This is a genomic window from Tepidiforma sp., from assembly GCF_026419595.1.
Classification (GTDB): Bacteria; Chloroflexota; Dehalococcoidia; order Tepidiformales; family Tepidiformaceae; genus Tepidiforma.
This window is the reverse complement of sequence record NZ_JANZZD010000009.1, coordinates 65,209-92,177: the sequence shown is the minus strand read 5'-3', so window position 1 is coordinate 92,177 and position 26,969 is coordinate 65,209. Positions and strand designations below refer to the sequence as shown.

At 70.1% G+C, this 26,969-nt stretch carries 27 protein-coding genes and 1 riboswitch; of the genes, 17 read left to right on the top strand and 10 right to left on the bottom strand.

The window, feature by feature from the left end; all coding sequences use genetic code 11:
- The 3 genes from N2041_RS07025 to N2041_RS07015 form a co-directional block, all read right to left on the bottom strand.
- Window positions 1-610, bottom strand: a 610-nt coding sequence (locus N2041_RS07025) for an ABC transporter ATP-binding protein (protein WP_297677191.1), incomplete at its 3' end; no start/stop codon positions are given.
- A gap of 6 nt (window positions 611-616) precedes the next feature.
- Entirely contained in the window at window positions 617-1,732 is a 1,116-nt protein-coding gene (locus N2041_RS07020; RefSeq protein ID WP_297677189.1) for an ABC transporter substrate-binding protein, read from the bottom strand.
- Between the two features lie 20 nt (window positions 1,733-1,752).
- Window positions 1,753-2,856, bottom strand: a complete 1,104-nt coding sequence (locus N2041_RS07015) for an iron ABC transporter permease (RefSeq protein WP_297677187.1) — start codon at window positions 2,854-2,856, stop codon at window positions 1,753-1,755.
- A 240-nt stretch (window positions 2,857-3,096) separates the two neighbouring features.
- Window positions 3,097-3,157: riboswitch (cobalamin riboswitch) on the bottom strand.
- A gap of 105 nt (window positions 3,158-3,262) precedes the next feature.
- On the opposite strand from N2041_RS07015, the gene N2041_RS07010 reads away from it, so the two are divergent.
- Together N2041_RS07010 and N2041_RS07005 are read left to right on the top strand one after the other, a co-directional pair.
- Window positions 3,263-4,051: an MBL fold metallo-hydrolase gene (locus tag N2041_RS07010; RefSeq protein WP_297677185.1), complete on the top strand. Its 789-nt coding sequence runs from the start codon at window positions 3,263-3,265 to the stop codon at window positions 4,049-4,051.
- Between the two features lie 66 nt (window positions 4,052-4,117).
- A complete protein-coding gene (locus tag N2041_RS07005) occupies window positions 4,118-4,852 on the top strand; it encodes a glycerophosphodiester phosphodiesterase (RefSeq protein ID WP_297677183.1) in 735 nt (244 codons plus the stop codon).
- Here the strand turns inward: N2041_RS07005 and N2041_RS07000 are convergent.
- Together N2041_RS07000 and N2041_RS06995 are read right to left on the bottom strand one after the other, a co-directional pair.
- A complete protein-coding gene (locus tag N2041_RS07000; RefSeq protein WP_297677181.1) occupies window positions 4,849-5,259 on the bottom strand; it encodes a VOC family protein in 411 nt (136 codons plus the stop codon). The genes N2041_RS07005 and N2041_RS07000 overlap by 4 nt on opposite strands.
- Before the next feature lie 71 nt (window positions 5,260-5,330).
- Window positions 5,331-7,160, bottom strand: coding sequence for a DUF2207 domain-containing protein (locus tag N2041_RS06995; RefSeq protein WP_297677178.1), 1,830 nt, complete (start codon window positions 7,158-7,160; stop codon window positions 5,331-5,333).
- Between the two features lie 122 nt (window positions 7,161-7,282).
- On the opposite strand from N2041_RS06995, the gene N2041_RS06990 reads away from it, so the two are divergent.
- The 4 genes from N2041_RS06990 to N2041_RS06975 are packed head-to-tail and all read left to right on the top strand — an operon-like array spanning window position 7,283 to window position 11,182.
- The gene (locus N2041_RS06990) at window positions 7,283-8,173 is read left to right on the top strand and encodes a xanthine dehydrogenase family protein subunit M (RefSeq protein WP_297677176.1); all 891 of its coding nucleotides are present in this window, start codon (window positions 7,283-7,285) and stop codon (window positions 8,171-8,173) included.
- Between the two features lie 2 nt (window positions 8,174-8,175).
- Window positions 8,176-8,658 (top strand): (2Fe-2S)-binding protein, encoded by a 483-nt coding sequence (locus tag N2041_RS06985; RefSeq protein ID WP_297677174.1) that lies wholly within the window; start codon window positions 8,176-8,178, stop codon window positions 8,656-8,658.
- A complete protein-coding gene (locus N2041_RS06980; RefSeq protein WP_297677172.1) occupies window positions 8,655-10,919 on the top strand; it encodes a xanthine dehydrogenase family protein molybdopterin-binding subunit in 2,265 nt (754 codons plus the stop codon). Before N2041_RS06985 ends, N2041_RS06980 begins: the two co-directional genes overlap by 4 nt.
- A complete protein-coding gene (locus N2041_RS06975; protein WP_297677171.1) occupies window positions 10,919-11,182 on the top strand; it encodes a MoaD/ThiS family protein in 264 nt (87 codons plus the stop codon). The genes N2041_RS06980 and N2041_RS06975 overlap by 1 nt, the downstream gene beginning before the upstream one ends.
- Window positions 11,183-11,223: 41 nt before the next feature.
- Here the strand turns inward: N2041_RS06975 and N2041_RS06970 are convergent, their stop codons facing one another.
- Both N2041_RS06970 and N2041_RS06965 read right to left on the bottom strand, forming a co-directional pair.
- Window positions 11,224-11,745 (bottom strand): hypothetical protein, encoded by a 522-nt coding sequence (locus N2041_RS06970; protein WP_297677169.1) that lies wholly within the window; start codon window positions 11,743-11,745, stop codon window positions 11,224-11,226.
- 380 nt (window positions 11,746-12,125) lie between these two features.
- A complete protein-coding gene (locus N2041_RS06965; RefSeq protein ID WP_297677167.1) occupies window positions 12,126-13,307 on the bottom strand; it encodes an acyl-CoA dehydrogenase family protein in 1,182 nt (393 codons plus the stop codon).
- Between the two features lie 172 nt (window positions 13,308-13,479).
- On the opposite strand from N2041_RS06965, the gene N2041_RS06960 reads away from it, so the two are divergent.
- The 11 genes from N2041_RS06960 to urtE all read left to right on the top strand — a co-directional run bounded on the left by N2041_RS06960 (window position 13,480) and on the right by urtE (window position 23,138).
- Window positions 13,480-13,782 carry an urease subunit gamma gene (locus tag N2041_RS06960; RefSeq protein WP_297677165.1) on the top strand — a complete coding sequence of 101 codons (303 nt, stop codon included), beginning with the start codon at window positions 13,480-13,482 and terminating at the stop codon, window positions 13,780-13,782.
- Window positions 13,779-14,156: an urease subunit beta gene (locus N2041_RS06955; RefSeq protein WP_297677164.1), complete on the top strand. Its 378-nt coding sequence runs from the start codon at window positions 13,779-13,781 to the stop codon at window positions 14,154-14,156. Before N2041_RS06960 ends, N2041_RS06955 begins: the two co-directional genes overlap by 4 nt.
- Window positions 14,153-15,853: an urease subunit alpha gene (locus N2041_RS06950; RefSeq protein WP_297677162.1), complete on the top strand. Its 1,701-nt coding sequence runs from the start codon at window positions 14,153-14,155 to the stop codon at window positions 15,851-15,853. Before N2041_RS06955 ends, N2041_RS06950 begins: the two co-directional genes overlap by 4 nt.
- Before the next feature lie 8 nt (window positions 15,854-15,861).
- Entirely contained in the window at window positions 15,862-16,557 is a 696-nt protein-coding gene (locus N2041_RS06945; protein ID WP_297677160.1) for an urease accessory protein UreF, read from the top strand.
- A complete protein-coding gene (gene ureG, locus N2041_RS06940) occupies window positions 16,554-17,225 on the top strand; it encodes an urease accessory protein UreG (protein WP_297677158.1) in 672 nt (223 codons plus the stop codon). Before N2041_RS06945 ends, ureG begins: the two co-directional genes overlap by 4 nt.
- Window positions 17,222-18,007, top strand: a complete 786-nt coding sequence (locus N2041_RS06935) for an urease accessory protein UreD (RefSeq protein WP_297677156.1) — start codon at window positions 17,222-17,224, stop codon at window positions 18,005-18,007. The genes ureG and N2041_RS06935 overlap by 4 nt, the downstream gene beginning before the upstream one ends.
- A gap of 89 nt (window positions 18,008-18,096) precedes the next feature.
- Entirely contained in the window at window positions 18,097-19,410 is a 1,314-nt protein-coding gene (gene urtA / locus N2041_RS06930; protein WP_297677154.1) for an urea ABC transporter substrate-binding protein, read from the top strand.
- Between the two features lie 90 nt (window positions 19,411-19,500).
- Window positions 19,501-20,400 (top strand): urea ABC transporter permease subunit UrtB, encoded by a 900-nt coding sequence (gene urtB, locus N2041_RS06925; RefSeq protein WP_297677152.1) that lies wholly within the window; start codon window positions 19,501-19,503, stop codon window positions 20,398-20,400.
- An 11-nt stretch (window positions 20,401-20,411) separates the two neighbouring features.
- Window positions 20,412-21,557: an urea ABC transporter permease subunit UrtC gene (gene urtC / locus N2041_RS06920; RefSeq protein ID WP_297677150.1), complete on the top strand. Its 1,146-nt coding sequence runs from the start codon at window positions 20,412-20,414 to the stop codon at window positions 21,555-21,557.
- Window positions 21,550-22,380, top strand: coding sequence for an ABC transporter ATP-binding protein (locus N2041_RS06915; RefSeq protein WP_297677148.1), 831 nt, complete (start codon window positions 21,550-21,552; stop codon window positions 22,378-22,380). The genes urtC and N2041_RS06915 overlap by 8 nt, the downstream gene beginning before the upstream one ends.
- A complete protein-coding gene (gene urtE / locus N2041_RS06910) occupies window positions 22,377-23,138 on the top strand; it encodes an urea ABC transporter ATP-binding subunit UrtE (protein ID WP_297677146.1) in 762 nt (253 codons plus the stop codon). The genes N2041_RS06915 and urtE overlap by 4 nt, the downstream gene beginning before the upstream one ends.
- Here urtE and N2041_RS06905 read toward each other — a convergent pair.
- From N2041_RS06905 to polA, 3 genes are read right to left on the bottom strand one after another with little or no spacing between them, the layout of a single operon-like run.
- Window positions 23,135-23,413: a DUF6295 family protein gene (locus N2041_RS06905; RefSeq protein WP_297677143.1), complete on the bottom strand. Its 279-nt coding sequence runs from the start codon at window positions 23,411-23,413 to the stop codon at window positions 23,135-23,137. The two genes, urtE and N2041_RS06905, sit on opposite strands and share 4 nt — an antisense overlap.
- Window positions 23,414-23,428: 15 nt before the next feature.
- Window positions 23,429-24,184 carry a dienelactone hydrolase family protein gene (locus N2041_RS06900; protein WP_297677141.1) on the bottom strand — a complete coding sequence of 252 codons (756 nt, stop codon included), beginning with the start codon at window positions 24,182-24,184 and terminating at the stop codon, window positions 23,429-23,431.
- A 49-nt stretch (window positions 24,185-24,233) separates the two neighbouring features.
- A complete protein-coding gene (gene polA / locus N2041_RS06895) occupies window positions 24,234-26,969 on the bottom strand; it encodes a DNA polymerase I (protein WP_297677139.1) in 2,736 nt (911 codons plus the stop codon).

Genomic DNA, 26,969 nt, shown 5'->3' with positions numbered 1-26,969 from the left:
GCTCCAGGTCGTGCAGGACGACGACGAAGCCCATCCCGTCGTCTGCCAGCTGGCGAAGCCGCGCCAGCAGCTCAAGCTGGTGCCGGACATCCAGCGACGCCGTCGGTTCGTCGAGGATGCAGAGGCTCGTCGCCTGTGCGAGCGCGCGTGCCACCATCACCCGCTGGCGCTCCCCGCCCGAAAGCGACGAGAACCGGCGTTCCGCCAGCTCGAGCACGCCCATCCACCCCATCGCCCGGGCAGCCGCCGCACGGTCCTCCCGGGTTTCCCGCGCGAACGCGCCCCGGTGCGGGTAGCGCCCCATGAGCACCATCTCCCCGGCGGTGAATCCGACCCCGTCCGGGATCGACTGGGGCACGTAGGCGAGGTGGCGCGCTACCTGCTGCCCCGTCACGGCAGCTCCCTCGACCTCGAACCGAATACGGCCGCTGGCCGGCCGGAGCAGGCCGGCCAGCAGCCGCGCGAGCGTCGACTTACCCGCCCCATTCGGGCCGATGATTCCGACGACTTCACCCGGGCCCACCGCCACGGAGACATCGCGGACCAGCCACCGGCCGCCGGCGCGATAGCTCACGCCTTCAGCAGCCAGCGTGAAGGTGCGGGCGTCCACCGCGGTCTACCGGGCTGCCTGCCCGGCGAGGCTGAACTGCGGCGGGTCGGCCACCGGAAACTCCGACGGCCACAGGATGTGGGCGAGGTGCTCCACCGCCCGAACGTTTGCGAACGAGTTCGTCGTGTAAAGCGGCGGCGGCACGACGTACACCTTGCCGTTCTTCACCGCCGGCACCGTGGCCAGGCTCGGCTCAGCCAGCAGCTCGGCCTTGAATTTGCCCCCCGCCTCGGCCGGCATCGGGATGATGATGACGTCGGGGTTCGCCGCGACGATCGCCTCCAGCCCGATCTGCGGATTCCCCTTCAGCCCGGCTGTGGTCCCGGCGTTGCGCCCGCCTGCCGCCGTGATGATCCCTTCACCGGTCGACCCGGCCCCGGCCATCGTCACCGTCGTGTACTTCGCCACGCTCGCGACGACCGGCTTGTCCGCCTCGCTCTTTTTCCCGGTCACGCTGACGACCTTCTCGTATCGCGCCTGCACTTCGTCCGCCAGCGCGATCGCCCGCTCTTCCTCACCGTAGATGTAGCCCAGCAGCAGGATCGCATTGAGCCGCCCGGCCGGCGTTGGATCGAGATTCAACTGGATGACGGTCACGCCGGCGCCCTCGATCGCCGCCACGACGTCCGCCTTCTGCGTCGGCGTCGCGATCACCAGCTCGGCGCCGGTCGCGACCACCGCTTCCGGCTCGCGCGCGGCTGTCGGCAGCCCCTGGACCAGCGGCGCGAAGCTCGTCGTATCCGGGTTCTTCGTTGCCGAACCGACGGCGACCACCCGCTCCAGCGGCACCAGCGAGAGCGTGATCTCGTCGATGCCCGCCGACATCGTGTGAATCTTCGTCGGCTTCGCCTTGATGGTCCGCTTGCCGTTCAGACCTTCTACCTCGCGCGGCCACGAAAGATTGGCCGGGTCGACGATGCCCGGGACGCCCTGCAGCCGCTCCTGTACCCGCTTCTGCGCCGACTCTGTGGGGGTCGCCGGGACGGATGCCGTGGCCGTGACTGCCGGCGCCGTCGAACCGCCGTCGTCGTCATCGCCGCCGCAGGCGCCGATGAATGCCGTGACAGCGACAGCCGCCAGTGCGAATGGGATGAACCGTTTGAACCATCGATGTTTCGCCAAAGACACGTTCCTCCTCTGAGTTAGACCTGGACCGACAGCCGCGACCGTTGCCGCAGCAGGATCGCCGCGAAAACCGGCGCCCCGACGAGCGCCGTCACCATGCCGACCTGCAATTCGGCCGGCCTTACCACCGTTCGCGCCGCGGTGTCGGCGCCAACCAGCACCGCTGCGCCGGCCAGCATCGAAGCGGGCAGCAGATACCGGTAATCCGGCCCGATGACGAGCCGCAGCAAGTGCGGCACCACCAGTCCGACGAAGCCGATGGTCCCGCTCACGCTCACCGAAACGGCAGTCACCAGCGTTGCTGCCGCGAGCAGCGCCGCACGGGTCCTTCCGACCCGCACGCCCGTCGTCGCCGCGACCTCATCCGAGACGGCCAGCAGATTGAGGGGCCGCCCTGCCGCGGCCAGCACGACCAGCCCCGCAGCGATAGGCAGCGTGACGACGCGCACGTACGACCACGAAGCGCCCCCGAACCCGCCGGCGAGCCAGAACAGGATGCCCCGCAGCGCTTCGTCCGGCGGAACGAGCGCGATGATCACCGAGGTCACCGACCCGAGAAACGCGCTCACGGCGACCCCCGCGAGCAGGAGGCTCGACGGCGCGGGCCGGCCCCCGGGCGCGCCCAGGAGGTATACGAGCCCCACCGCCCCGAGCGCTCCGCCGAACGCCGCGCCGCACACCCACCACATCGAGAGCGCCCCGAGTCCAGCAGCGATCGCCGCGACGGCGCCCATCGCCGCGCCCGGGGAAACTCCCAGCAGCCCCGGGTCCGCGAGCGGGTTCCGGAACAGCGCCTGCATCGTCGCGCCCGCCGCTGCCAGCGAAGCCCCGGCCAGCGTCGCGAGGACCACCCGCGGCAGCCGCAGCCGCTCGATGACGAGGCGTTCCCGCTCCGAGTGGGTTCCGATGTCCAGCCCGGCCCGGCTGGCGAGGCTCGAAACCACATGCCCCGGCGGGATGCGCACCGGCCCGTTGGCTACGGCCGCAACGGCCGCCGCGGCCCACACCGCTGCGAGCACGATGAGCGCCGCAGCGAAACGCCGCGCCCCGCCGGCTCCCGCCAGCACGTCTCCCGGCTGCTGGCCGGGTCCATCGATGCCTGCTGTCGTCTCTGCGTCCATCCGGGCTCCCCGCCCCCGGGGCCCCGGCCGCGGCACGTCGCCGGCAGCCCCTCCTTCCGTGACGAGCGGGCACCCCGGCCGCCCGGCCGGGATGCCCGCAGGGCTCGAGCCCGGCAATGCCGGGCAACGAAATGCCCCTCGCGCTGGAGGGGCAGTGGCATCGTCACATGGAAGGCAAAGCGCCGAACCACGTGTCCACTACCCGTTTCCCCGCGGGCTAGACACTGACGCCGCTGGCGACCTGGCTCGCCGCCCACGCGGGCGGCTCACAGTTGCGGGACAGCCCCGGATTCCCACCGGGTTCGCAAACGGACGTCGCCCGGACTCTACCACCGCCGTGCGCCCCGCGCCACCCCCCTCCGCCGCCGCTGAAGCGCCTAACCCGCGCCCCGGTACGATCCCCCCGATGTCCCCCGACGCTCCAGAGCAGGTCATCCCCGGTGTCTGGTGGCTCCACGGCACCCGCGGGTCCAACGTCTTCCTCGTCGAACTCCCGGCCGGCGGCCTCGCGCTCGTCGATACCGGCTTCGCCGATAGCGCCCCCGCCATCCTTGCCGCGATCGAAGCCCTCGGCCGGCCGCTCGAAGCCATCCTCCTCACGCACCGCCACCGCGACCACACCGGCGCGGCGGCCGCCGTCGCCGCCGCCACCGGCGCCCCGGTCATCGCCGGCGCCGGCGACTGCCGCGTCCGCGACGGCCGCCCCGTCCTCCGCTCCGGCATCGGCCGCAGCCACCCGGTGCGGCTCCTCGGCGCGTTCTTCCGCCGCCGGCCGGCCCCCGTCCCGGTCGCTGTCGCCGTCGACCGCGATGCTGACGTCCTCCCGGGCATCCGTGCCGTGCCCGTGCCCGGCCACACGCCGGGCTCGCTCTGCTTCATCGCCGAACACCTCGGCGCGGCGTTCGTCGGCGACCTGGTCATCAGCCACGGCGGCGAACTGACCCGCTCCCTCCGCTGGGCGAACCACGACGATGCCCGCTACCTCCAGTCCATCGCCGACTTTGCCGCCATCGCCCCTCCGGCCGGCTTTCCCGGCCACGGCACGCCGGTGCTCGACGGCTTCGACGCCGCGCTGCGTGCCCTCGCGGCCCTTCCCCGCCGGCCGCTCACCCCGCGCACCGCGCTCGAACGCGCCGTCCGTCTCGTCCGCTTCGGCGCCGGCTTCGCCGCCCGACGCCGCCCGGGCCAACAGTAAAGGAAGTGTAAAGATTCGGCTCCGCGGCGCTCATCGTACGCGTTCCGCGGAGTAAAGTTCGCCCCCGTGAAAAAACCGTACGTCCTCGTCATCGGCCACGCCGGCGCGGCCGGCGAAGCGCCCGCCAACACCCTCGCGGCCGTTCGCGCCTGCCTCGATGCCGGCGCTGAGGCCATGGAGATCGACGTCCAGCTCTGCGCCGACGGTGTCCCGGTCCTCATGCACGACGACACCGTGGACCGGACCACCAACCTCTCCGGCCGCGTCCGCGACCTCCCGCTCGCCGCCCTCCAGGCTGCCGATGCGGGCCAGGGCGAACCCGTGCCCACCCTCGAGCAGGTGCTCGACCTCGTCGATGGCCGCCTCACGGTGATGTGCGAGCTGAAGTCCACGCCCGGCGACCCCGAGCAAGACGCGCGCAGCGTCGAGGCGGCCGTGGCCGTCATCCGCCGCCGCGGCGCCGAAACGTGGACCGCCATCCACTCCTTCTCGCCGGACATGGTCGCCCGCGCCCGCGACATCGAGCCGCGCATCTCCGCGGCCATCATCTCGCCGCCCGTCGCCGGCGACGGCGTCGAACGCCTCCTCGGCGGCCTCCTGAAGCGCCACGGACAGGCCATCTCGGTCGAGCACCACGCCGTCACGCGCGACCTCATCGCCCGCGCGCGCCGGCGCCAGGTCACCGTTTGGTGCTGGACTGCTGACAGCCCGGCCGACTGGGAGCGGGTGGTCGATGCCGGCGTCGACGGCATCATCACCAACGTGCCCCACCAGCTCCGCGCCTGGCTCGAACAGGACTAGGTTTCGAGCGGTCCGCTGTACACCACTTCGAACAGCACCCGGTCCGGCGATTCGAACATCACCTGGTAGTACGTCTGGCCCGAACCGTCGGCGAATTCCGGCCGGTGCCGCGGCGTCTCGAAGAGCGCGGGCACGCCGCGGCTTGCGAGGTAGGCCGCCGCGGCATCGACCTCAGCGATCGAATCCGCGCCGATGGCGATGTGGTTCACCCCGGCCCGGTCGTAATCGTTCGGCCCTTCAGCGGTCCGCGGCACGAACCAGAGGCTCGCATCGTTCGTCGCTCCAACCCCGAGAATGCCGTCCCCGTCGTACAGCACACCCCAGCCGAGATGCGTGAATAGCTCCCGGTAGAAACCGGCGTGCGCGGGGTCGATGTTCACCTGCAGGTGTGCCAGCGTCGTTGCCATCGTCGTGCTCCTTCCCCGCCCGGTCGGCGGTCCGCGGAGCATAGAACAAACGTGCTAGTCAGGCAAGGGGCTCACCACGAGCCGCCCCCGCCCCCACCGCCGCCGCCGCCCGCGCCGCCGCCACCGAACCCGGACCCGCCGCTCGACCTCGTGGCCGCAAGCGTCGCGCCAACGGAACTGTTGAAGCTCCGCAGCCCCTCCGAGAACGCGGCCACCCGGAACGGGCCCGTGCCCGCGTACCAGGCGGCGGTCGACTGCCGCGCCTGGTCGTCCAGCCCTTCGAACGCCTTCGCCCACTTCTCCACGCAGCCGAACACGATCGCGTACGGCAGGTACCGCGCGAAGATGTTCTCCCGCTCGTTGAACTCCTGCCGGTGCTGCTCTGCCGTCGCGATGTACAGCCGGAAGCCGAGCACCCGCCGCAGCGCCTCGCTCCCCTTCGCCGTCCGCCGCGCCATCGAGGGCGCCAGCACCAGCAGCGCGATGCCCCCCAGTCCGAACCCGGCCAGCGCGAGCCCCCGCCCGAAGAACGTCGCGCCGAGGAACGCCAGCCCGATGCCCCCGAGAATCCAGCCGACCGCCGCCACCGCCGTCGCGTGCCGCGCGTGCCCCGGCCGCAGGGCGAACCAGCCGCGCGCCATCGCGTCGTCGTAAATCAGGTCCTTCGTCTTGCTCAGGTGCGTCGCAAATTCATACTTCAGGTCCGAAACCTTCACCCGGTCGCCCTCTTCGAACAGCGCATCGAGCAGCGACCGCTCGTACGGCAGCAGGTCGCTGCCGTCCTTCTTCCGCTCCAGCTCCCAGTCCGTCTTCCCCAGCAGCCCCTGCTTCGGGATTTCGGTGATGTGGAGGTAGCCGCGCACCGCGAGGTCGATGATCGTCGCGGTCACGTCCAGCGTGTCCGCGCTCTCGTCCAGCAGCACCCCCATTTGCGCCGGCCGCAGCTCCTCCGGCGGCAGGTACTCCACCACCAGCGGTGCGCCGCCGAACAGCGGCCGCGTCTGCTCTGTCGGGTCGTTCGTCAGGTAGTAGATGCCCCGGTACTGCCGGTCACGGCCGTGCCGCCACCAGAGCGCCAGCGCGGCGGCCAGCCCCAGCGCGGCCGTCAGGGCGAACCCGCCCCACTCGATCGCGTCGGACTTCAGGTAGTCGCTGACCTTCGCCGGCTCGATCAGCTTCGGCGGCGGAACGGTCACCACCCCCTTCTGCCACCCGACCGCAATCGTCGCCTGCTCGAACGTGTTCAGCCGCCGCGCCGAGAACGTCGCCGCGCTTCCCTCCACCGCCATCGCGCAGCTCTCCTGCGCCCCCGCCGACCCGACGTAACACGCCGTCCGAAGCGCCGCGCCCGCCGGCAGCTCCACCCGCGCCGCGAACCGCTCGATCGGCACCTGCCACTGCCCCGTGACGTTCCAGTACAGCTCGTCGTGGTCGGCATACGCATCGAGCGCCCGCTCCAGCCGGTAGCGGATGACGTATGTTTGCTGCCCCGAGACCGTCACATCCGGGTCGCCGATCTTCAGCCGCACCGTCCCCGGAAGCGACTCCCGTTCGAACTTCCACGGCTGCCCGTTCGCGTCCGTTACCCGGAAATCGGCGTACACCCACTTCCGCACCCATCCCTCCGGGCACGGCGTGAGCGGCTGCTCGACCCCCTCCGCCGGCGGCCCGCACTTCGCCGTCTCGAAGAGGTCGCGGTAAATGCCGTGCCGCTCGAGGGCGCGGAAATTCACCGCGATCCGCTCCTCCACCTCCACCACGCCATCCGCCCCGACCCGGTAGGTCGCCTCGAACGACGTCACCGACCACCCGCTCTCCTGCGCCAGCGCGGCCCGGCCCCCCGCCAGCGCGGCCAGGACCAGCAGCACCGCCCCGGCCAGCAAGAGGTACCGCGCGCGCATCGCCCGCATTCTACGGAACCCGGCCCTTACCGGGCGGCCACACGGCCGCGCCGCTCCGGCGTATGATCACGGGCTACCAGGCGCGGGCAGCCCGCCCCCGCCATCCTCCACCGGGAAGGTCCATGCAAGCATTCGACTACGCCCGCCCCGGCTCGCTCGCCGAGGCCCTCGCGCTTGCCGGCAACGGCAGGCAGGTGTTGTTCCTCGCCGGCGGCACCGACGTCATCATCCAGCTCCGCGAAGGCCGCCGCTCCTGCGACCTCCTCATCGACCTCAAGCACATTCCCGAACTCACCCGCATCGCCGACCTGCCCGGCGGCGGGCTCGAAATCGGCGCCGCCGTGCCGCTCGCCGAGGTCTACGAACACCCCCGCGTCCGGGGCGACTTCCCCGCCCTCGTCGACGCGGCCGGCATCATCGGCGGCATCGCCATCCAGTCCCGCGCGAGCCTCGGCGGCAACCTTTGCAACGCCAGCCCCGCCGCCGACTCCTCGCCCGCCCTCATGGCGCTCGGCGCCACGCTCCGCATCGCCGGGCCCGCCGGCGAACGCGAACTCCCGGTCGCCGACTTTTTCCTCGGCCCCGGCCGCAACGCGCTCCAGCCCGGCGAAATCCTCGTCTCCGTCCGCGTGCCCGCCCTCCCGCCGCGCGCCGCCGCCTTCTACCACCGCTTCATCCCGCGGAACGAGATGGACATCGCCGTCGCGTCGTCCGGGGTCTTCCTCGCGCTCGATGAGGCCGGGCGCATCGCCGATGCCCGCGTCGCCCTCGGCGCGGTCGCCCCGACGCCCATCCTCGTCCCCGCCGCCCGCGAGGTGCTCGTCGGCCGCGAACCGGACGCCGAGGCCTTCGAAGCCGCCGGCGAAGCAGCCCGCGCCGCTGCCAGCCCTATCGATGACATGCGCGGCAGCGCCGCCCAGCGCCGGCACCTCAGCCGCGTCCTCACCGTCCGCGCCCTCGAACACGCCCTCCGCCGCATCCGCGGCGGCCAGCCCGCAGGAGCCACCCACTGAGCATGAAACGCACCTACGTCCAGGCCCGCATCAACGGCGAAGACCGCGACTTCCTCTGCGAGCCCCGCCAGAGCCTCCTCGAGGTTCTTCGCGAGGAGCTCGGCCTCACCGGCAGCAAGGAGGGCTGCAACAACGGCAACTGCGGCGCCTGCTCCGTCCTCATGAACGGCCGCGTCGTCAACGCCTGCTGCATCCTCGGCGTCGAAGCCGACGGCGCCGACATCACCACCATCGAAGGCATCGCCCGCGGCGACCGCCTCCATCCCCTCCAGCAGGCCTTCCTCGAAGAAGCCGCCCTCCAGTGCGGCATCTGCACCCCGGGCTTCATCGTCTCCGCCAAGGCCCTGCTCGACCGCGAGCCCGACGCCGATGAGCACCGCATCCGCTTCTGGCTCTCCGGCAACCTCTGCCGCTGCACCGGCTACGACAAGATCATCCGCGCCGTCCAGCGCGCCGCCAGCCAGCTCCAGGAGTCCCAGGCATGACGACCGTCGAAAAGCCCCAGTACCGCGTCATCGGCACCCGCCCCATCCGCCCGGACGGCGTCGAAAAGGTCACCGGCAAAGCTCTCTACGGGGCCGACATCCGGCTGCCCGGCATGATTTACGGCAAGGTCCTCCGCAGTCCCCACGCCCACGCCCGCATCCGCAGCATCGACACCTCCGCCGCGGAACAGGCCCCGGGCGTCCTCGCCGTCGTCACCCACGCCGATCTCCCAACCGCTGCCGACCGCGTCGAAGAGCTCGGCGAGAGCGCCGTCAACGTCAAAGAAGTCAGCGAGAACATCCTCGCCTCCGAGAAAGTCCTTTACCGCGGCCACGCCGTCGCCGCGGTCGCCGCCACGAGCCCCCACCTCGCCGAGGAGGCGCTGAAGCTCATCCGCGTCGACTACGAGGTCCTCCCGCCCGTGCTCGACGTCCTCGACGCCATGCGCGAGGACGCCCCGCTCCTCGACGAAAACCGCCGCACGAAGACCCTCATGACCGGCGAGCTGAGCGAGAAGCCGTCCAACATCGCCAGCTACAACCGTTTCCAGGGCGGCGACGTGGAGGCCGCCTTCGCCGAGGCCGACGTCGTCGTCGAGCGCGAGTTCCGCACGAAGATGGTCCACCAGGGCTATATCGAGCCCCAGAACTCGACCGCCAGCTGGAACGCCGACGGCACCCTGACGATCTGGACCAGCACGCAGGGCGCCTTCGCCGTCCGCAACCTCGTCGCCGAGGTGCTCAAGAAGCCCATCGCCCAGGTCAAAGTCGTTCCCATGGAGATCGGCGGCGGCTTCGGCGGCAAGCTCCCCATCTACCTCGACCCCGTCGCCGCCCTCCTCTCGAAGAAGAGCGGCCGCCCGGTCAAGATCGTCATGTCCCGCACCGAGGTCTTCGAAGCGACCGGGCCGACCTCCGGCACCGTCATCCGCGTCAAAGCCGCCGCGAAAGGCGACCGCCTCACCGCCGTCCGGGCCAGCCTCTTCTACGAAGCCGGCGCCTTCCCCGGCTCCTCCGTCGGCGCCGGCTCGATGACGATGCTCGCCCCGTACAGCGTCGAGAACTTCGAACTCCACGCCTACGACGTCGTCGTGAACAAGCCGAAGACGGCTGCCTACCGCGCGCCCGGCGCCCCCGCCGCCGCCTTCGCCATCGAAAGCGTCATCGACGAGCTCGCCCGCCACCAGAAGGTCGACCCGCTCGTCTTCCGCAAGGTCAACTCTGCCCGCAAGGGAACCAAGATGGTGAACGGCATCGCCTTCCCTCGCATCGGGCACGAGGAGTGCGTCGAGGCCGCCCTCAACTCGGACCACTACCGTTCGCCCATCGAAGGCCCCTACCGCGGCCGCGGCGTCGCCTCCGGCTACTGGTTCAACGGCGGCATGCAGTCCTCCGTCGTCGTCGCCGTCAACACCGACGGCACCGTCAACCTCGTCGAAGGCTCGACCGACATCGGCGGCACCCGCGCCTCCCTCGCGATGCAGCTCGCCGAGACCCTCGGCATCCCCTACGAAGATATCCGCCCCTCCGTCGTCGATACCGACTCCATCGGCCACAACGACGTCACCGGCGGCAGCCGAACCACCTTCGCCACCGGCATGGCTGTCTACGAAGCCGGCATGGCCGTGCGCCGGGAGATGGTCGCCCGCGCCGCCAGGCTCTGGGGCCTCCCCGAAGACGACGTCGAATATGCCGACGGCACCGTCCGCAGCAAGAAGGACGGCCGCCAGTTCACCTTCAAAGAGGTCGCCGCCCAGTCGGCCCGCACCGGCGGCCCGATCACCGGCAAAGCCTCGCTCGTCGCCCGGGGCGTCGGCGGCGCCTACGGCACCCATATCGTCGACGTCGAAGTCGACCCCGAGACCGGCAAGGTCACCATCCTCCGCTACACCGCCGTCCAGGACGTCGGCACCGCCATCCACCCGTCCTACGTCGAAGGTCAGATCCAGGGCGGCGTCGTCCAGGGCATCGGATGGGCCCTCAACGAAGAGTACGTCTTCGATGAGGAAGGCCGGATGGTGAACGCGAGCTTCCTCGACTACCGCATGCCGACCGCGCTCGACGTCCCGATGATCGACACCATCCTCGTCGAGGTGCCGAACCCCGGTCACCCCTACGGCGTCCGCGGCGTCGGCGAAGTCCCGATCGTCCCGCCGCTGGCGGCCATCGCCAACGCCATCTACGACGCGACCGGCCACCGCTTCACCGAGCTCCCGATGTCGCCGCGCCGCATCGTCGAGGCGCTGAACGGCCTCGCCTGATGGCCCGCGTCGTCATCCCTGCGGCCCTCCGCAACCTCTGCGGGGGGTCGCAGGAGCTCGACGTCCCGGCGGCAACGGTCGAGGAGCTGCTGCGCGCCGTCGATGCCCGCTGCCCCGGCTTCTACGCCCGCGTGGTCGAAGACGGCCGGCTCCGCCCCGAACTCGCCTTCGCCGTCGACGGCGAAATCGTGCCGCTCGCCCTCCACGACGCGATCGGCCCCGCGGCCGAGGTCACGATCGTCCCCGCGCTCGGCGGCGGCTGAAGCCCGCCCGCCTCACCACGGCTCGCCCCAGCCGAATGGTCTCAATCGAAACGGATCTGCCAGTCTCCCGCTGCCGTTACGACGACCACGATGGTTTCCTGCGGAAGGATAGATTTTCCCGAGTACTGATCAGTCGTGTTCACGAGAAGCTTGGACGTCTTGCCGTAAGCTTTGACGCCAAAATATCTTTTGGAGCTATTTCCTGTAATCTCGGCGAAAACTGGGTGGCTGGGGGTGATGATGACATCGTCGCCCTTGCCCGAGACGACTTCTCCGGACCTACCGACCCGCGCTGTCCGTAACGACCTGATTTCAATGGTCCATGCTCCGGTAGCCGTTACCTCAAGAAAAGCGGTGGTTTCATGGTCTGAGAAATTTAGTGGAACGATGCCTTCGTAAGGGTCCGTCGTATTCACAAAGAGGTCGGTTCGGCTTTGATTTGCATCGTATCCCGTGACTGCAAAATGCCGCCCTGAGCTGTTCCCTTTGACGTAGAGCAATGCAGGAATATCACCAATCGGACGGATGTCAATGATATCTGACCCGCTGCCCGAAAAGGTCATTGGAAGTGGATCGGGGGTCGGAGTCGGCGTCGGAGTCGATGTTGGCGTCGGAGTCGCGCTCGGGGTCGGGGTCGCTGTTTGGACGATCTGCGTTTTGCTCGCTGTGCCCGGAGACGTGGGACGTTCGCTGGAAGATGACGGAGGCGTCAATTCCGCGACAATGCGTTCGCTCTCGGTTGAGCAGCCCACCAAAAGGAAAACGCTGAGTGCGACCAGGAGGCCGGACGACAACAGATACCCCTGCATCGTTTGCTCCACCAAAAGAATGAGCCGTACCGTAGCACTTCTGGCGGAGAGTTCCAAGCCATGTGCAAGTCAGCGCAGGCGGACTGCGTACAGTGAGATAGCTCTGTAGGTTCCTCCTCCAGCGTCACCATCCCCTACCCCCGCGGCAGCCCCAGCCCGCGCGTCGCGATGATGTTCCGCTGGATTTCGCTCGTGCCCGCCGCAATCGTCGCCGGCACCACCTGCATGTACTCCAGCGCCGCGCTCCGCCCCAGCACTCGCTCTGGCTCGCCGAACGCCCGCAGCTGCCCGGCCATCCCCGTGAGGTGCATCTTCGTCAGCGCAATCCGCTGCGAAAGCTCCGACCCGTACATCTTGCACATCGAGGCCTCCATATTCGGGACGCCCCCGCGCGCCTGCACCGAAATCACCACGAACGAGAGCAGCTCGCACACAGCCGTCTCCACCGCCCGGTCGGCCACCTCCAGCCGGTACGCCGGCGCCACCGGTGCGCCCGCCGCCGTCCGTCCTCGCACGTACTTCGCCATCCGCTCCACGTTCTTCCGCGCCGTAATCGCCCGCGCGATGTTCGAACGCTCGAAGTCCAGCGTCGTCGTCCCGACGTACCAGCCGCGGTTCTCCTCGCCGACGCGGTTCCGCACCGGCACGCGCACATCCTCGAAGAACACTTCGTTGAAAACGTGGCCGTTCGCCATGTTGATCAGCGGCCGGACCGTGATCCCGGGCGACCTCATATCGACCAGCAGGTAGCTGATGCCGCGGTGCTTCGGCGCATCCGGGTCCGTCCGCACCAGCATGAACATCCAGTCCGCGCGGTGCGCCCCGGAGGTCCAGATCTTCTGCCCGTTCACGACGTATTCGTCGCCGTCCCGCACCGCCCGCGTCTGGAGCGACGCGAGGTCGCTGCCCGAGCCCGGCTCGCTGAAGCCCTGGCACCACGCCACCTCGCCCCGCAGCATCGGCGGCAGGTGCTCTGCCTTCTGCTCCTCCGTACCGTGGAGCATGATGGTCGGCCCCACCAGGTTCAGCATCTGCCGGCTCGTCGGCGCGCCTGCCTCGTGCAGCTCCTGGCTCAGCACGAACTGCTCCAGCACCGACATATCGGCCCCGCCATACTTCTTGGGCCACGCCGGCGCAATCCAGCCGTTCTCCGCCAGCCGGTCGAGCCACCGCTTCACCCGCTCCTCGTCCTGCGGCGCCTCGAAGGGGCTCTCCTCCTCGTCCTCGGCCGGCGCGCCGGCCCGCCAGTGCTCATCGACGAAGGCCCGCACCTGCGCGCGCCACGCGGCCAGTTCCGGCGAATCCTGGAATCTCATGCATCACACCCCCGGGAAGTGCCGCGGATTCTACGCGAACGCCCTTCGCCCCGCACCGCCGCCCGCGACCGTTGCGTTCCTGTTACGAACCTGCGTCCCGGCCGCCGGCGAAACACGCCCGAAACCGTCCTTGCCTAGCTTCGTGCCCATCCTTGAACCCGCAGGAGCAGTGATGCGGCTCACCGAGCGCGAAGTCGACAAACTCCTCATCACCCTCGCGGCCATGCTCGCCCGCGAACGCCGTGCCCGCGGCCTCAAGCTGAACTACCCGGAGGCGGTCGCCGTCATCGCCTCCGGCCTTCTCGAGGCCGCGCGGGACGGCCGCTCCGTCGCCGAACTCATGGCGATGCAGGGCGCCTTTCTCACCCGCGACGACGTCCTCGACGGCGTCCCCGAGATGATCGACAGCGTCCAGGTCGAGGCCACCTTCCCTGACGGCACCAAACTCGTCACCCTCCACCAGCCGATCCCATGAGCGGACCCCACACCTCCGACCCCACCGTGCCCGGCGCCATCCTCTTCGGCGACGGCGACATCGTCATCAACGCCGGCCGCGACGTCGTCGAACTCGAGGTCGTCAACACCGGCGACCGCGCCGTCCAGGTCGGCTCCCATTTCCACTTCTTCGAAGCCAACGCCGCGCTCCGGTTCGACCGCGCCGCCGCCTTCGGCCGCCGGCTCGATATCCCCGCGGGCACCGCGGTCCGCTTCGAAGCCGGGCAGTCCCACACCGTCCGCCTCGTCCCCTTCGGCGGCGCGCGCAAGATCATCGGCTTCAACCGGCTCGCCGAGGGCCGCTCGCCCGAAGAAGCGCTCGAAGCCGCCCGCGAGCGGGGGTTCCTGCAATGAGCCAGTCCCTCTCCCGCAGCCGCTACGCCCACCTCTACGGCCCCACCGTCGGCGACCGCATCCGTCTCGCCGATACGGACCTCGTCGCCCTGGTCGAACGCGACTACCACACCCCGGGCGATGAAGCCTGTTTCGGCGGCGGCAAGACCATCCGCGACGGCATGGCCCAAACCGCCTCGCCTGGCGACGAGCTCGACCTCGTCATCACGAACGCCGTCATCATCGACCACTGGGGCATCGTGAAAGCCGATATCGGCGTCCGCGGCGGCCTCATCGTCGGCATCGGCGCCGCCGGCAACCCGGACACGATGGACGGCGTCACGCCCGGGCTCGTCATCGGCCCCGGTACCGAAGTCATCGCCGGCGAGCACCTCATCGCGACGCCCGGCGGCATCGACGCCCACATCCACTTCATCTGCCCCCAGCAGGTCGAGGAGGCGCTCACCAGCGGCGTCACCACGATGATCGGCGGCGGGACCGGCCCCGCGACCGGCACCAACGCGACGACCTGCACGCCCGGGCCCTGGAACATCGCCCGCATGCTCGAGGCTGCCGATACCTACCCCGTCAACATCGGCCTCCTCGGCAAGGGCAACACCTCCGACGTGACCGCCCTCTGGGCCCAGGTCGAGGCCGGCGTCTGCGGCCTGAAGCTCCACGAGGACTGGGGCTCGACCCCCGCCGCCATCGATACCGCTCTCCGCGTCGCCGATGCCTTCGATATCCAGGTCGCCATCCATACCGACACGCTGAACGAAGCCGGCTTCGTCGAGTCCACCATCGCCGCCATCGGCGGCCGGACCATCCACACCTTCCACACCGAGGGTGCCGGCGGCGGTCACGCGCCCGACATCATCCGCGTCGCCGGCCTGCCGAACGTCCTCCCCTCCTCCACCAACCCCACCCGCCCCTTCACGGTGAATACCGTCCAGGAGCACCTGGACATGCTCATGGTCTGCCACCACCTCAACCCGGCCGTGCCGGAGGACGTCGCCTTCGCCGAGTCGCGCATCCGCGCTTCGACGATCGCCGCTGAGGACATCCTCCACGACCTCGGCGCCATCTCCATGATGTCCTCCGACAGCCAGGCCATGGGCCGCGCCGGGGAGGTCATCCTCCGCACCTGGCAGACCGCCGACAAGATGAAGCGCCAGCGCGGCCCGCTCCCGGGCGACCCGCCCGGCGCCGATAACGCCCGCATCAAGCGGTACATCGCCAAGTACACCATAAACCCCGCCATCGCCCAGGGCATCAGCGGCGTCGTCGGCGCTATCCAGCCCGGCCTCCTCGCCGATATCGTCCTGTGGAACCCGGCCTTCTTCGGCGTCAAGCCCGAACTCGTCATCAAGGGCGGGATGATCGCCTGGGCCGCGATGGGCGACCCCGGCGCCAGCATCCCCACCCCCGAACCGGTCCGCTACCGGCCGATGTTCGGCAGCCGCGTCCCCTCGACCCGCCGCCTCTTCCTCTCGAAGGCCGCCCTCGATGCGGGCGTCCCGGCCCGCCTCGGCCTCCGCACCCCCGCCGTCGCCGTCGCGAACACCCGCGCCATCGGCAAGCGCGACATGGTGCTCAACGACGCGCTCCCCGATATCCGCGTCGACCCGGAGACGTTCACCGTCACCGTCGACGGCGAGCCCGCCCTCTGCGAACCCGCGGCCGAGCTGCCGATGGCCCGCCGCTACTTCCTCTTCTGAGGCCCCTAATGGACGGCGAAACCGGCACGCTCCCGCTGCTCCGCCTGCTCCAGCTCGCCGATTCGGCGTTCCCCATCGGGGCGTTCGCCTACAGCCACGGCCTCGAAACGCTCGCCGCCGAGGGCCGCCTCGCCGGCGAACCCGGCCTCGCCGACCTCCTCCGCCGCTATATCGCGCAGCCGGTGCGCGGGCAGCTCTTGCCCGCCGCCCGCGCCGCGGCTGAAGCCGCTTCCGACCGCGCCATCGCCCGCGCCGACGAACGGTTCGACGTTTCGCTGACCCTCCCCGGCGAACGCGCCGCGAGCGCCGCCATGGGCCGCCGCCTCCTCGACCTCGCGCCGGAACTCGACCCGGCCCTCCCCGGCTGGTCATACCGCGCCGCCGTGCTCCGCGGCGAATCCCCGGGCCACCACCCGGTCGTCTTCGGCGCGCTCGCCGCCCGGCTCGGCCTGCCCCTGCGCGACAGCCTCGCGGCGCTCGGGCTCGGCGCGGTGACCAGCCTCGTGAGCGCTGCCGCGCGCCTCGGCCTCATCGGCCCTGCGGCCAGCGTGCGCCTCGCGGCTGGCGCGGCCCCGGCCCTCGCCGCCGCCGTGGACGCAGCGGTCAGCGGCCCCGCCCGGCTGACGTTCGGCAGCTGGTTCCCAGTCCTCGAAATCGCCGCCGCCCGCCATCCCACCCTCCCCTTCAGGATGTTCGCCACATGACCGGTCTCCACCCCCACGCCGAACTCCCCGCTGCCCCGCGGTCCCGCCCGATCGACCCCCGCGGCATCGTCCGCATCGGCGTCGCCGGCCCCGTCGGCTCCGGCAAGACGTCCACGCTCCTCGCGCTCTGCCGCAAGCTCTACCCCCTGCTCGACCTCGCCGTCGTGACGAACGACATCTACACCGAGGAGGACGCCCGCATCCTCCGGTCGCACGCGGCCCTGCCCGACGACCGCATCATCGGCGTCGCCACCGGCGCCTGCCCCCACAGCGCCATCCGCGAAGACCCCTCCCTCAATCTCGCGGCGATCGACACCCTCGCCGCCCGTCACCCCGGCCTCGAACTCATCCTCATCGAAAGCGGAGGCGACAACCTCTCCGCGACGTTCAGCCCCGAGCTCGTCGACCGCATCATCTACGTCATCGACGTCGCCGGCGGCGACAAGATCCCGCGCAAAGGCGGCCCGGGGACGACCCGGGCTGACCTCCTCATCATCAACAAGAAGGACCTCGCGCCCTACGTCGGCGCCAGCCTCGAGGTGATGGAGCGCGACGCCCGCGCCGCACGCGGCGACCGCCCCATCCTCGTCACGAACATGAACGACCCCGCCGACCAGGCCGCCGTGGCCGCATGGGTCACGTCCCAGGTCGCGGCCCTCCGCCGGTGACTTCCCGCGCCCGGCTCGTCCTCGCCGCCGGCAGCCCGGCTCGCCTCGCCGAAGCCTACGCCGAAACCCCCCAGCGCTGGACCCCTGGCCCGGCCGAGACCGGCTGGCGCACCGTCTACCACCAGCTCCTCGGCGACGGCTGCTTCCCCGCCGACCGGCTCCTGACGTCGGTCACGGTTTCCGGCGGAGCACGCGCGGTCGTGCGGGCCGTTGCGGCCACCCCCCTTCGCGCCGGCGCGGTATCCGTCGCAGCGGCGCGCCTCCGCGTCCGCGCCGGGAGCGCGCTCGTCTACGTTCCCGGCGCGCTCATCCCCCACGCTGGAGCCCGCCACCTCGCCGGGCTCGATGCCCGCGTCGAGCCCGGCGGCTGCCTCGCGGTCGTCCAGGCGTGGGCTCCCGGCCGCGTCGCGCACGAACAGGGCCGATTCGACCACCTCCGCACCCGGACGCGCCACGCCGTCGGCTCCTCGCTGCTCCTCTGGGAAGACGTGACCATCCGCGCCTCCGACTGGCCGGCCGGCGACCCGGTCGCCGTGACCATCTACGCCATCGGCGAATGGGCCCCCGCCTGCCCCGGCTGGTGGAAGTCCGCGCTCGAACCCCTCCCGTACGCTGCAGCGAATCCCCTTGGGTCCGGAGCCATCGTCCGTGCGCTCTTCCCATCCCTCGGCGCCGCCGCCGCCTTCGTCGAGGGCAGTGTCGAGGCTATGCGCAAGTCCCTCGAAATGAAGATTTGTTCATCGCCAGGAAAACTCCCCGAAACACTCCCGAAAGCCGACTGAAACGAACCATTCCTACCTTTCCTGCATGCCCGGGTGCACCAGGGGTTCGCACGAAAGGCGTCCCGGGCAACAACGGAGAGGAGTTTTTCATGACCAGTGATCCGAAAAACAACTACTGGCTCCGCCGCCGCTTCGGCCGCCGGACTATCGTCAAGGCCGGCGCCGCGCTCGCCATCTCCCCGGCCATCGCCTCCATCGCCGCCGCCTGCGGAGGCGACGACGACGACACCGCGCCCGCCTCGGGCGGCTCCGGCGGCTCGTCCGGCGACACCATCCGCGTCGGCATTCTCCACTCGCTCAGCGGCACCATGGCCGTCTCCGAAGTCGCCGTCCGCGACGCCGACCTGATGGCCATCGAGGAGATCAACGCCGCCGGCGGCGTCCTCGGCAAGAAGCTCGAGCCCCGCGTCGAAGACGGCGCCTCCGACTGGCCGACCTTCGCCGAGAAGGCCAAGAAGCTCATCCAGAGCGATAAGGTCGCCGTCACCTTCGGCTGCTGGACCTCCGCCTCCCGCAAGGCCGTCCTGCCCGTCTTCGAATCGAACAAGGCCCTCCTCTACTACCCCGTCCAGTACGAGGGCCTCGAATCCTCGCCCTACATCTTCTACACCGGCGCCACCACCAACCAGCAGATCGTCCCCTCGGTCGAATACCTGCTCCAGGAAGGCAAGAAAAACTTCTTCCTCGTCGGCTCAGACTACGTCTTCCCCCGCACCGCCAACAAGATCATCAAGGCGCAGCTCGGCGCATCTGGCGGCAAAGTCATCGCGGAAGAGTACACTCCTCTCGGCCACACCGAATACGCGACGCTTATCGCCAAGATCAAGTCGTCCAATGCCGACGTCATCTACAACACCCTGAACGGCGACTCCAACGTCGCCTTCTTCAAACAGCTCCGCGATGCCGGCATCAAGGCCTCGGACCTCACCACGATGTCCGTCTCCATCGCCGAGGAGGAGGCCGCGGCGATCGGCGGCGACGTCATGGAGGGCCACCTCGTCGCCTGGAACTACTTCCAGACGGTCAAGACCCCCGAAAACGAGAAGTTCGTCCCCGCCTACCACGCCTTCACCGAGAAATCGGGTAAGAAGCGCCCGACCTCCGACCCGGTCGAAGCCGCCTACATCTCTGTCCACCTCTGGGCGATGGCCGCGAACAAGGCCGGCACCACCGACGTCGAGAAGGTCAAAGAGGCGATGGCGAACCTCGAATTCGCCGCGCCCGAGGGCCCGGTGAAGGTCCACCCGACCAACCACCACATCTCCAAGACCGTCCGCATCGGCCGCATCCGGCGCGACGCCCTGATCGACGAAATCTGGGCGACCCCCGGGCCGGTCGAACCGGACCCCTACCTCGAGACCTACTCCTGGGGCGCCGAGTTCGCCAAAGAAAAGAAGTCCTAGCCGACAGGCGCACCGGCCTCCAGCCGCAGCGGGGGCGGGCTGCCCGCCCCCGCTGCTCCATTCCACCAGCGGGTTCACGGAGGGACAGCGTTGGATATCTGGCTTCAACAGCTCTTCAACGGCATCAGCCTCGGGTCGATTCTCCTGCTCGTCGCCATTGGCCTGGCGTTCTCCTTCGGCCTCATGAACGTCATCAACATGGCCCACGGCGAGATGATCATGATCGGCGCCTACTGCGCCTACCTCGCCCAGCAGCTCCTCGAAGGCCCGCTCGGTGCCAGCGCCCCCGATGTGAGCTTCCTGCTGGCGCTCCCGGCCGCCTTCGCCATCGCCGGGCTCGTCGGCATGGGGCTCGAAGTCACCCTCATCCGCCGCCTCTACGGCCGGCCGCTCGATACGCTGCTCGCGACCTGGGGCGTCAGCCTCGTCCTCCAGCAGCTGGCCCGGTCCATCTTCGGCGCACCCAACGTCCAGGTCACCACGCCGTCGTGGCTCCAGGGCGGCATCGCCGTCACCGGCAGCTTCACCATGCCCTACATCCGGCTGTTCATCATCGCGATGGTCCTCGCGGCCATCGCGCTCGTCTGGCTCTACCTCGTGCGCACCGCGGCCGGCCGCCGCACCCGCGCCACCATGCAGAACCGCGAAGTCGCCGCTGCCCTCGGCGTCCGCACGCCCCGCGTCGATATGCTGACCTTCGGCCTCGGGTCGGGGCTCGCCGGCCTCGCCGGCTGCGCCCTCGCGCTCCTCGGCCCGATCGGCCCCTCGCTCGGCACCTACTACATCGTCGATTCCTTCCTCGTCGTCATCCTCGGCGGCATCGGCCAGGTCGTCGGCACCGCCATCGCGGCGCTCGCCATCGGCGGCGCGAACGCCCTGCTCGAATTCCAGCTCAGCGCCTCCGTCGCGAAGGTCCTCGTCTTCGCCCTCGTCATCGCCTTCCTCCAGTGGCGGCCGGCCGGCATCATCGCCCGCCGCGCGGCCCGCTGAGGAGCTCCCGCATGACTGCCGCAACTGCCCGCCTCACGTCACCGGGGGCTCGCCCGCGCGAGCTGCTCCGCCTCGCCGGCCCGCTCGTCCCGATCCTCCTGACCGGCGCCCTCCTGTTCCTTGCGCCCGCCTTCCTCTCCGACTTCCGCCAGAACCTGCTCGCCAAGTTCCTCTGTTTCGCCATCCTCGCCATCGGCATCGACCTCCTCTGGGGCTACGCCGGCATGCTCAGCCTCGGCCACGGCGTCTGGTTCGGCCTCGGCGGCTACGCGATGGGCATGTACCTCAAGATGGAAGACGCCGACGGCCGCCTGCCCGACTTCATGAACTGGAGCGGCCTGACCGCCATCCCCTGGTTCTGGAAGCCGTTCGAACACGCCTGGTTCGCGCTCCCGGCCGCCGTCCTCGGACCGGGCATCCTCGCCTACCTGGTCGGCTACCTCGTCTTCCGTAGCCGCGTCAAAGGCGCGTACTTCTCCATCATCACCCAGGCCCTCGCCCTCATCCTGTCCATCTTCTTCGTCGGCCAGCAGCAGTACACCGGCGGCACCAACGGCCTCACCAACTTCAGCACCCTTTTCGGCTTCACCCTCGCCGACCGCGCCACCCAGGACGCGCTCTACTACCTCACGGTTGCCACGCTCCTCCTGACGATGCTCTTCGCCACGTGGCTCACCCGCGCCCCGCTCGGCCGCCTCCTCATCGCCATCCGCGACGACGAGGACCGCGTCCGGTTCTCCGGGCACAACGTCACCCTCCTGAAGGCCGCCGTCTTCGCGGTCTCCGCCGCGCTCGCCGGGCTCGCCGGCGCCCTCTACGTGCCGCAGGTCGGCATCATCTCGCCGGCCAACATGGGGATCGTCCCCTCGATCGAATTCGTCCTGCTCGTCGCCGTCGGCGGCCGGGCCACCATCACCGGCGCGGTCATCGGCGCCATCCTCGTGAGCTGGGCGCGGAGCACCCTCAGCGAAAACTACCCCGATACCTGGCTTTACTTCTTCGGCGCCCTCTTCATCGGCAGCGTCCTCCTCTTCCCGGCCGGCATCGTCGGCACCTGGCGCAGCCTGCTTCGCCACCGCCGCCTGCCCATCCGCCGCCCGCCATTCCGCGCACCGTCAGCCGTCCGCCTCGACACCCCCGGAGCGTCCCATGAGTGAGGCCATCCTCAAAATCGAAAACCTCTGCGTCTCTTTCGACGGCTTCCCGGTCCTCGATGACCTCAGCCTCGTCGTCGCCCGCGGCGAACTGCGCTTCCTCATCGGCCCCAACGGCGCCGGCAAGACGACCCTCATGGACGTCATCTCCGGCAAGGTCCGCGCCCGCTCCGGCCGCGTCCTCTTCGACCCGACCGTCCCCGCTTCCGGCGACCCCCACCCGTCGACCATCGAGGTGCACGGCGAAATCCGCTTCGAAGGGCTCGACCTCGCGCGCATGCGCGAAGACGCTATCGTCCGCGCCGGCATCGCGCGCAAGTTCCAGACGCCCTCCGTCTTCAACAGCCTCACTGTCGCCGAGAACGTTGCCGTTGCCGCCGCCTACCGCGACCGCTTCCTCCGCCAGCTCTTCCCGCCGTCCCCGGCGCGCCGCGAACGCGTCACCCGCGCCCTCGAGGACGTCGGGCTGCTCCACCGGGCGGACGTCCCGGCCGGCGCGCTCTCCCACGGCGAGCGCCAGTGGCTCGAAATCGCCATGCTCCTCGTCCAGTCGCCCCGCATCATGCTCCTCGACGAACCGATCGCCGGCATGACGCGCCAGGAACGTGAACGCACCGGCGAACTCCTCCACCGCCTCGCCGGCGCCCACACCATCATCATCACGGAGCACGACATGGAGTTCGTCCGCGAATTCGCCCGCACGGTCACCGTGCTGCACATGGGCCGCGTCCTCCGCGAGGGTCCGATCGACGACATCCAGCGCGACCCTGTCGTCCGCGAGGTCTACCTCGGCCGCCAGAAGGCCGCCGCGGGGGACGCCGCATGACCCCGCCCCTCCTCGACCGCCTCCCCCTGCCCCGCCACGCTCCGCCGCCTGCCCCCATGGACGGCGCGCTCCTCCGCATCGACCGCCTCTCCCTCGCCTACGGCCAGGTCGAGGTCGTCCGCGGGGTCAGCCTCAGCGTGGCGCCCGGCCAGGTCGTCTGCGTCATGGGCCGCAACGGCGCCGGCAAGACCACCCTGATGAAGGGCATCATCGGCGCCCTCCGCGCCCGCTCCGGCCGCATCCTCTTCGATGGCCGCGACCTCACCTCCCGGCCCTCGTACGCCCGCGCGCGGGCTGGCATCGGTTACGTGCCCCAGGGGCGCGGCATCTTTCCGCAGCTCTCCGTGCTCGAAAACCTCCTGCTCGGCCTCGAACCCCGCGGCGGCCGCGACGACGGCCGGCTCGAGGAGGTCTTCGAGCTCTTTCCCGTGCTCCGGCAGATGGCCAAGCGCACCGCCGGCGTCCTCTCCGGCGGCCAGCAGCAGCAGCTCGCCATCGGCCGGGCCCTGATGGGCCGGCCCCGGCTCCTCCTCCTCGATGAGCCCACGGAGGGCATCCAGCCCAATATCGTCGAGCAGATCGAAGGCGTCATCGCCTCGCTCAAGGGGCACGTCGCCGTGCTCCTCGTCGAGCAGTTTCTCGATTTTGCCCTCGCCAACGCCGACTACTGCTGCGTGCTCGAAAGCGGGGCCGTCACCATGGAGGGCCCGCCAGCCTCCCTCGAGGCCGAGCGGCTCCGCGAGGCGCTCGCCGTCTAACCCCGGGCCGCGCCGCCCGATTCGTAGGCCTCCGCCTCGGCGCAGGCCGCGAGCAGCGCTTCCGCCAGCGCCCGCGCCGAGGCGACCGTCAGCTCGACCCCCACTCGCGCGTCCAGCCCGCCGGCCTCGTCGACGAAGTCCACGGTCACCGCGTGTTCGAGGTCGACGTGGAAGGGGTGGTCATACGTCACGTTCGCCCGCGTCACCGGGAACCAGCCCTTCCGCCCGAAGCCCGCGCCCTCGAGCCGGGTATGGATGAGGATGTTCGTGCACATCGCCGTCCCTCCCGCTCAGCCGAGGTGCTGGTGGAAGAAGCTGATGACCTTCTTCCAGCCGTCGACCGCCTGCTCGGCCCGGTAGGCCGCCGGCCGGTCGTGGTAGGAGAAGCCGTGCCCGGCCCCGGCGTACATGTGGAACTCGTATTGCTTGCCGTGCTGCTTCAGCGCTTCCTCGTGCTGCCGGACCTGCTCGGGCGTCGGCGCGCGGTCCTCTTCGCCGAACAGCCCCAGCAGGGGGCACGACAGCCGCTCCGTGTAGTCGATCGGCGCCACGGGCCGCTTCTCCGTCAGGTCCTCCGGCCGCATGACCACGCCGCCGCCCCAGAGGTCCACGCACGCGTCGAACGGCTCGAGGCAGGCCGCGAGGTACGCGTGCCGCCCGCCCGAGCACGTGCCGGTCACGCCCACTTTCCCGTTCGATTGCGGCAGCGCGCGCAGGAAGTCCCGGCAGGCCGCCGCGTCGGCGACCACCTGCGCGTCCGGCACGCCGCCCTCCGCGCGGACCTTCGCCGCCACGTCCTCCGGTGCCCCGGTACCAGCCCGGCAGTAGAGGTCCGGCGCCGCCACCATGAAACCGTGGTAGGCGAGCTTCCGGCAGGCCTCCTTCGTCCACTCGTCCCAGCCCGGCATGTGGTGCAGCCACACCACCCCCGGGAACGGCCCCGGCCCCAGCGGGCGCACGAAATACACCGAAATCCAGTCGCCCCCGTGCCCGGGAATCTTCGTCACCTCGGCGAGCATGCCCTCGTAGCTGCCGGTATCGGCCATGCGGCCCTCCTTGAACCAGGTTCGGATGTGCGCGCGAGTATACCCGCGCCTACTCCATCTCGCCCCAGTTCCGGCCCTGCTTCAGATCCACCTTCAGCGGCACCTTCAGCTCGATGCTCGCCGGCATGATGCGCGCCGCCAGCTCCCGGATCGCCTCCACCTCCTCCGCCGGGCACTCGAATATCAGCTCGTCGTGCACCTGGAGGATCATCCGGCTCCGGAACCCGCGCTCCCGCAGCTCCGCGTCCACCCGGATCATCGCCACCTTGATGATGTCCGCCGCCGTCCCCTGGATCGGCATGTTGATCGCTTCCCGCTCCGCCGCCGACCGCACCTGGAAGTTCGAACTCCGGATGGCCGGCAGGTACCGCCGCCGCCCGAACAGCGTCTCTGCGTAGCCGTGCTCCCGCGTGAATGCCAGCGTCTCCTCCTGCCACCGCGCAATCCCCGGGAAGTTCCGGTAGTACGACTGGATGAACGCCTCCGCCTCTTCCCGCGTCATCCCCGTCCGGCTCGCGAGCCCGAACTCGCCCATTCCGTAGGCGATGCCGAAGTTCACCATCTTCGCGGTGTCCCGCATCTGCCGCGTGACCTCGGAGGGGTCCACCCCGTAGACCGTCGCCGCCGTGGCCCGGTGGATGTCCTGGTCGGCGAGGAACGCCTGGATGAGCCCCTCGTCGCCCGTGACGTGCGCCAGGATCCGCAGCTCGATTTGCGAGTAGTCCGCCCCCACGAGCCACGGGTCATCGAACCCGCTCGCGATGAACGCCCGCCGGATCGCCCGGCCCGTGTCCGTCCGCACCGGGATGTTTTGCAGGTTCGGGTTCACCGAGCTCAGCCGGCCCGTCGCCGCCACCGTCTGCTGGAAATCCGTATGAATCCGCCCGTCCTCTGCCACGGCTGCCGGCAGCGCATCCGCGTAGGTCGATTTCAGCTTCGTCAGTTCCCGGTACTGGAAGATCAGGTCGATGACCGGCGTCAGCGGCCGCAGCGATTCGAGCGACCGTTGATCCGTGCTGTACCCCTGCGTCGTCTTCCGCGTCTTCGGCAGGCCGAGCTCGCCGAACAGCACGTCGCTCAGCTGCTTCGGGCTCCCGATGTTGAACTCGTGCCCAACGATGGCGTAAATCTCCCGCTCCGCCTTCGCCGCCTCTTCGCCGAGCTGGCGCGACGCCTCCCGCAGCACCGTGAGGTCGACCGCCATGCCCGCCTTCTCCATCCGGTAGAGCACGGCGATGAGCGGCATCTCCATCTCCGCGAAGAGCGCCCACTGCCCCCGCTCCCGGAGCTGCTCAGCCAGCGGCTCCCGCATCCGCAGGGCGTAATCCGCCTGCTGGCAGGCGTAGGGCAGCACCGTCTCGATGCTCGCCTGTCCCAGCATCGTCGCGGAGCGCCCCGTGCCGGTGAGCGCCTCGAGCGAAATCAGCTCGACGCCCATCCGTTCGTTGACCAGCGCGTTCAGCGTCGACGAGGTCTCGCCGAGCAGGAACGCCGCGATGGCGACGTCGAACCGGTAGCCCGCCAGCGTCATCCCGGCGCGGTCGAGCAGGTGAAGCAGGTACTTCGTGCCGTACGCCGTCTTCTCGAGCGCCTCGTCCGCCAGCAGCGGCCCGAGCACCTCGCGCACGTCCTCCAGCCGGGCCTGCGGCGCTTCGTCGTCCATCCGCGGCGCGTGGCCCACCGGCACGTACCACGCCCGGCCCGGCGCGGTCGCGAACGCCAGCCCGAGCAGCATCGGGTGGCTCGAGTCGCCCGTCGTCGTGATGCCCGCCAGCGCGAAGCCGCCTGCCGTGCGCAGCTCCGTCGCCAGCGACTCCAGCTCCTCCCGGCTCGCGGCCGTCCGAAAGGCCGTCTCCACCGAATCCGTGACCGGCACGCCTTTCCGCGCGCCGAGCACCTCGTCCAGCCGCCGCGCCAGCACCCGGAACTCCAGCTCCCGGAAGAGCGCCGCGACCCGCTCCCGGTCGAAATCCCGCACTCGGCACTGCTCGAGGTCGAACTCGAGCGGCACGTCCGTCCGGATGGTCACCAGCTCCTTGTTCCGGAAGGCGATCTCCCGCCCGTCGATGAGCTTCTGCTTCAGAGCGCCGCGGACCAGCTCGATGTTCTCGTAAATCTTCTCCAGCGGCCCGAACTGCCGGATGAGGTCCCCCGCCGTCTTCTCGCCGATGCCCCGGATGCCCTCGATGTTGTCGCTCGTGTCGCCCTTGAGCGCCTTGAAATCGACCATGTACTTCGGGCTGAAGCCCCACCGCTCGGCCGCCTTCGCCTCGTCGTACTCCACCGAATCCCGCTGGAACGGCCGGAACATGAAGAGCTTGATGTTCGGCCCCACCAGCTGCACGAGGTCCGTATCGAGCGTGGCGATGTACGTCTCGATGCCCTGCTTCGCCGCCTTGACCGCGATCGTCCCGGCGACGTCATCCGCTTCGTACCCGGGCACCTCGTAAATCGGGATGCCGAACGCCTCCAGCATCTCACGCACGCGCCCCATCTGCCGCAGGAGCTCAGGCGGCGTCTCCCGCCGCGTCGCCTTGTAGGCCTCCAGCTCCTCGTGTCGGAACGTCTTCCCGCCCGCGTCCCACGCCGCGCAAATGTGCGTCGGCCTCAGCACGTCCAGCACCCGGATGAGCGTCTCCGCGTAGCCGTGCACCGCGAAGGTCAGCTCGCCCTTCGAGGTCATCAGGGGGCTGTCGGAGTTCGCGAACGCAAAGAACGCGCGATAGAGGATGCCGTGCGAATCCAGCACGACGAGCCGCGGCTTGCCGTCCGTACCCCCGGGCAC

Excerpts from the sequence above, each read along its gene's own strand:
- N2041_RS07015 (WP_297677187.1), bottom strand. The coding sequence starts at position 2,856 with ATGGACGCAGAGACGACAGCAGGCATCGATGGACCCGGCCAGCAGCCG.
- N2041_RS07010 (WP_297677185.1), top strand. The coding sequence starts at position 3,263 with ATGTCCCCCGACGCTCCAGAGCAGGTCATCCCCGGTGTCTGGTGGCTC.
- N2041_RS07000 (WP_297677181.1), bottom strand. The coding sequence starts at position 5,259 with ATGGCAACGACGCTGGCACACCTGCAGGTGAACATCGACCCCGCGCAC.
- N2041_RS06995 (WP_297677178.1), bottom strand. The coding sequence starts at position 7,160 with ATGCGCGCGCGGTACCTCTTGCTGGCCGGGGCGGTGCTGCTGGTCCTG.
- N2041_RS06990 (WP_297677176.1), top strand. The coding sequence starts at position 7,283 with ATGCAAGCATTCGACTACGCCCGCCCCGGCTCGCTCGCCGAGGCCCTC.
- N2041_RS06985 (WP_297677174.1), top strand. The coding sequence starts at position 8,176 with ATGAAACGCACCTACGTCCAGGCCCGCATCAACGGCGAAGACCGCGAC.
- N2041_RS06980 (WP_297677172.1), top strand. The coding sequence starts at position 8,655 with ATGACGACCGTCGAAAAGCCCCAGTACCGCGTCATCGGCACCCGCCCC.
- N2041_RS06975 (WP_297677171.1), top strand. The coding sequence starts at position 10,919 with ATGGCCCGCGTCGTCATCCCTGCGGCCCTCCGCAACCTCTGCGGGGGG.
- N2041_RS06970 (WP_297677169.1), bottom strand. The coding sequence starts at position 11,745 with ATGACCTTTTCGGGCAGCGGGTCAGATATCATTGACATCCGTCCGATT.
- N2041_RS06965 (WP_297677167.1), bottom strand. The coding sequence starts at position 13,307 with ATGAGATTCCAGGATTCGCCGGAACTGGCCGCGTGGCGCGCGCAGGTG.
- N2041_RS06960 (WP_297677165.1), top strand. The coding sequence starts at position 13,480 with ATGCGGCTCACCGAGCGCGAAGTCGACAAACTCCTCATCACCCTCGCG.
- N2041_RS06955 (WP_297677164.1), top strand. The coding sequence starts at position 13,779 with ATGAGCGGACCCCACACCTCCGACCCCACCGTGCCCGGCGCCATCCTC.
- N2041_RS06950 (WP_297677162.1), top strand. The coding sequence starts at position 14,153 with ATGAGCCAGTCCCTCTCCCGCAGCCGCTACGCCCACCTCTACGGCCCC.
- N2041_RS06945 (WP_297677160.1), top strand. The coding sequence starts at position 15,862 with ATGGACGGCGAAACCGGCACGCTCCCGCTGCTCCGCCTGCTCCAGCTC.
- ureG (WP_297677158.1), top strand. The coding sequence starts at position 16,554 with ATGACCGGTCTCCACCCCCACGCCGAACTCCCCGCTGCCCCGCGGTCC.
- urtA (WP_297677154.1), top strand. The coding sequence starts at position 18,097 with ATGACCAGTGATCCGAAAAACAACTACTGGCTCCGCCGCCGCTTCGGC.
- urtC (WP_297677150.1), top strand. The coding sequence starts at position 20,412 with ATGACTGCCGCAACTGCCCGCCTCACGTCACCGGGGGCTCGCCCGCGC.
- N2041_RS06915 (WP_297677148.1), top strand. The coding sequence starts at position 21,550 with ATGAGTGAGGCCATCCTCAAAATCGAAAACCTCTGCGTCTCTTTCGAC.
- urtE (WP_297677146.1), top strand. The coding sequence starts at position 22,377 with ATGACCCCGCCCCTCCTCGACCGCCTCCCCCTGCCCCGCCACGCTCCG.
- N2041_RS06905 (WP_297677143.1), bottom strand. The coding sequence starts at position 23,413 with ATGTGCACGAACATCCTCATCCATACCCGGCTCGAGGGCGCGGGCTTC.
- N2041_RS06900 (WP_297677141.1), bottom strand. The coding sequence starts at position 24,184 with ATGGCCGATACCGGCAGCTACGAGGGCATGCTCGCCGAGGTGACGAAG.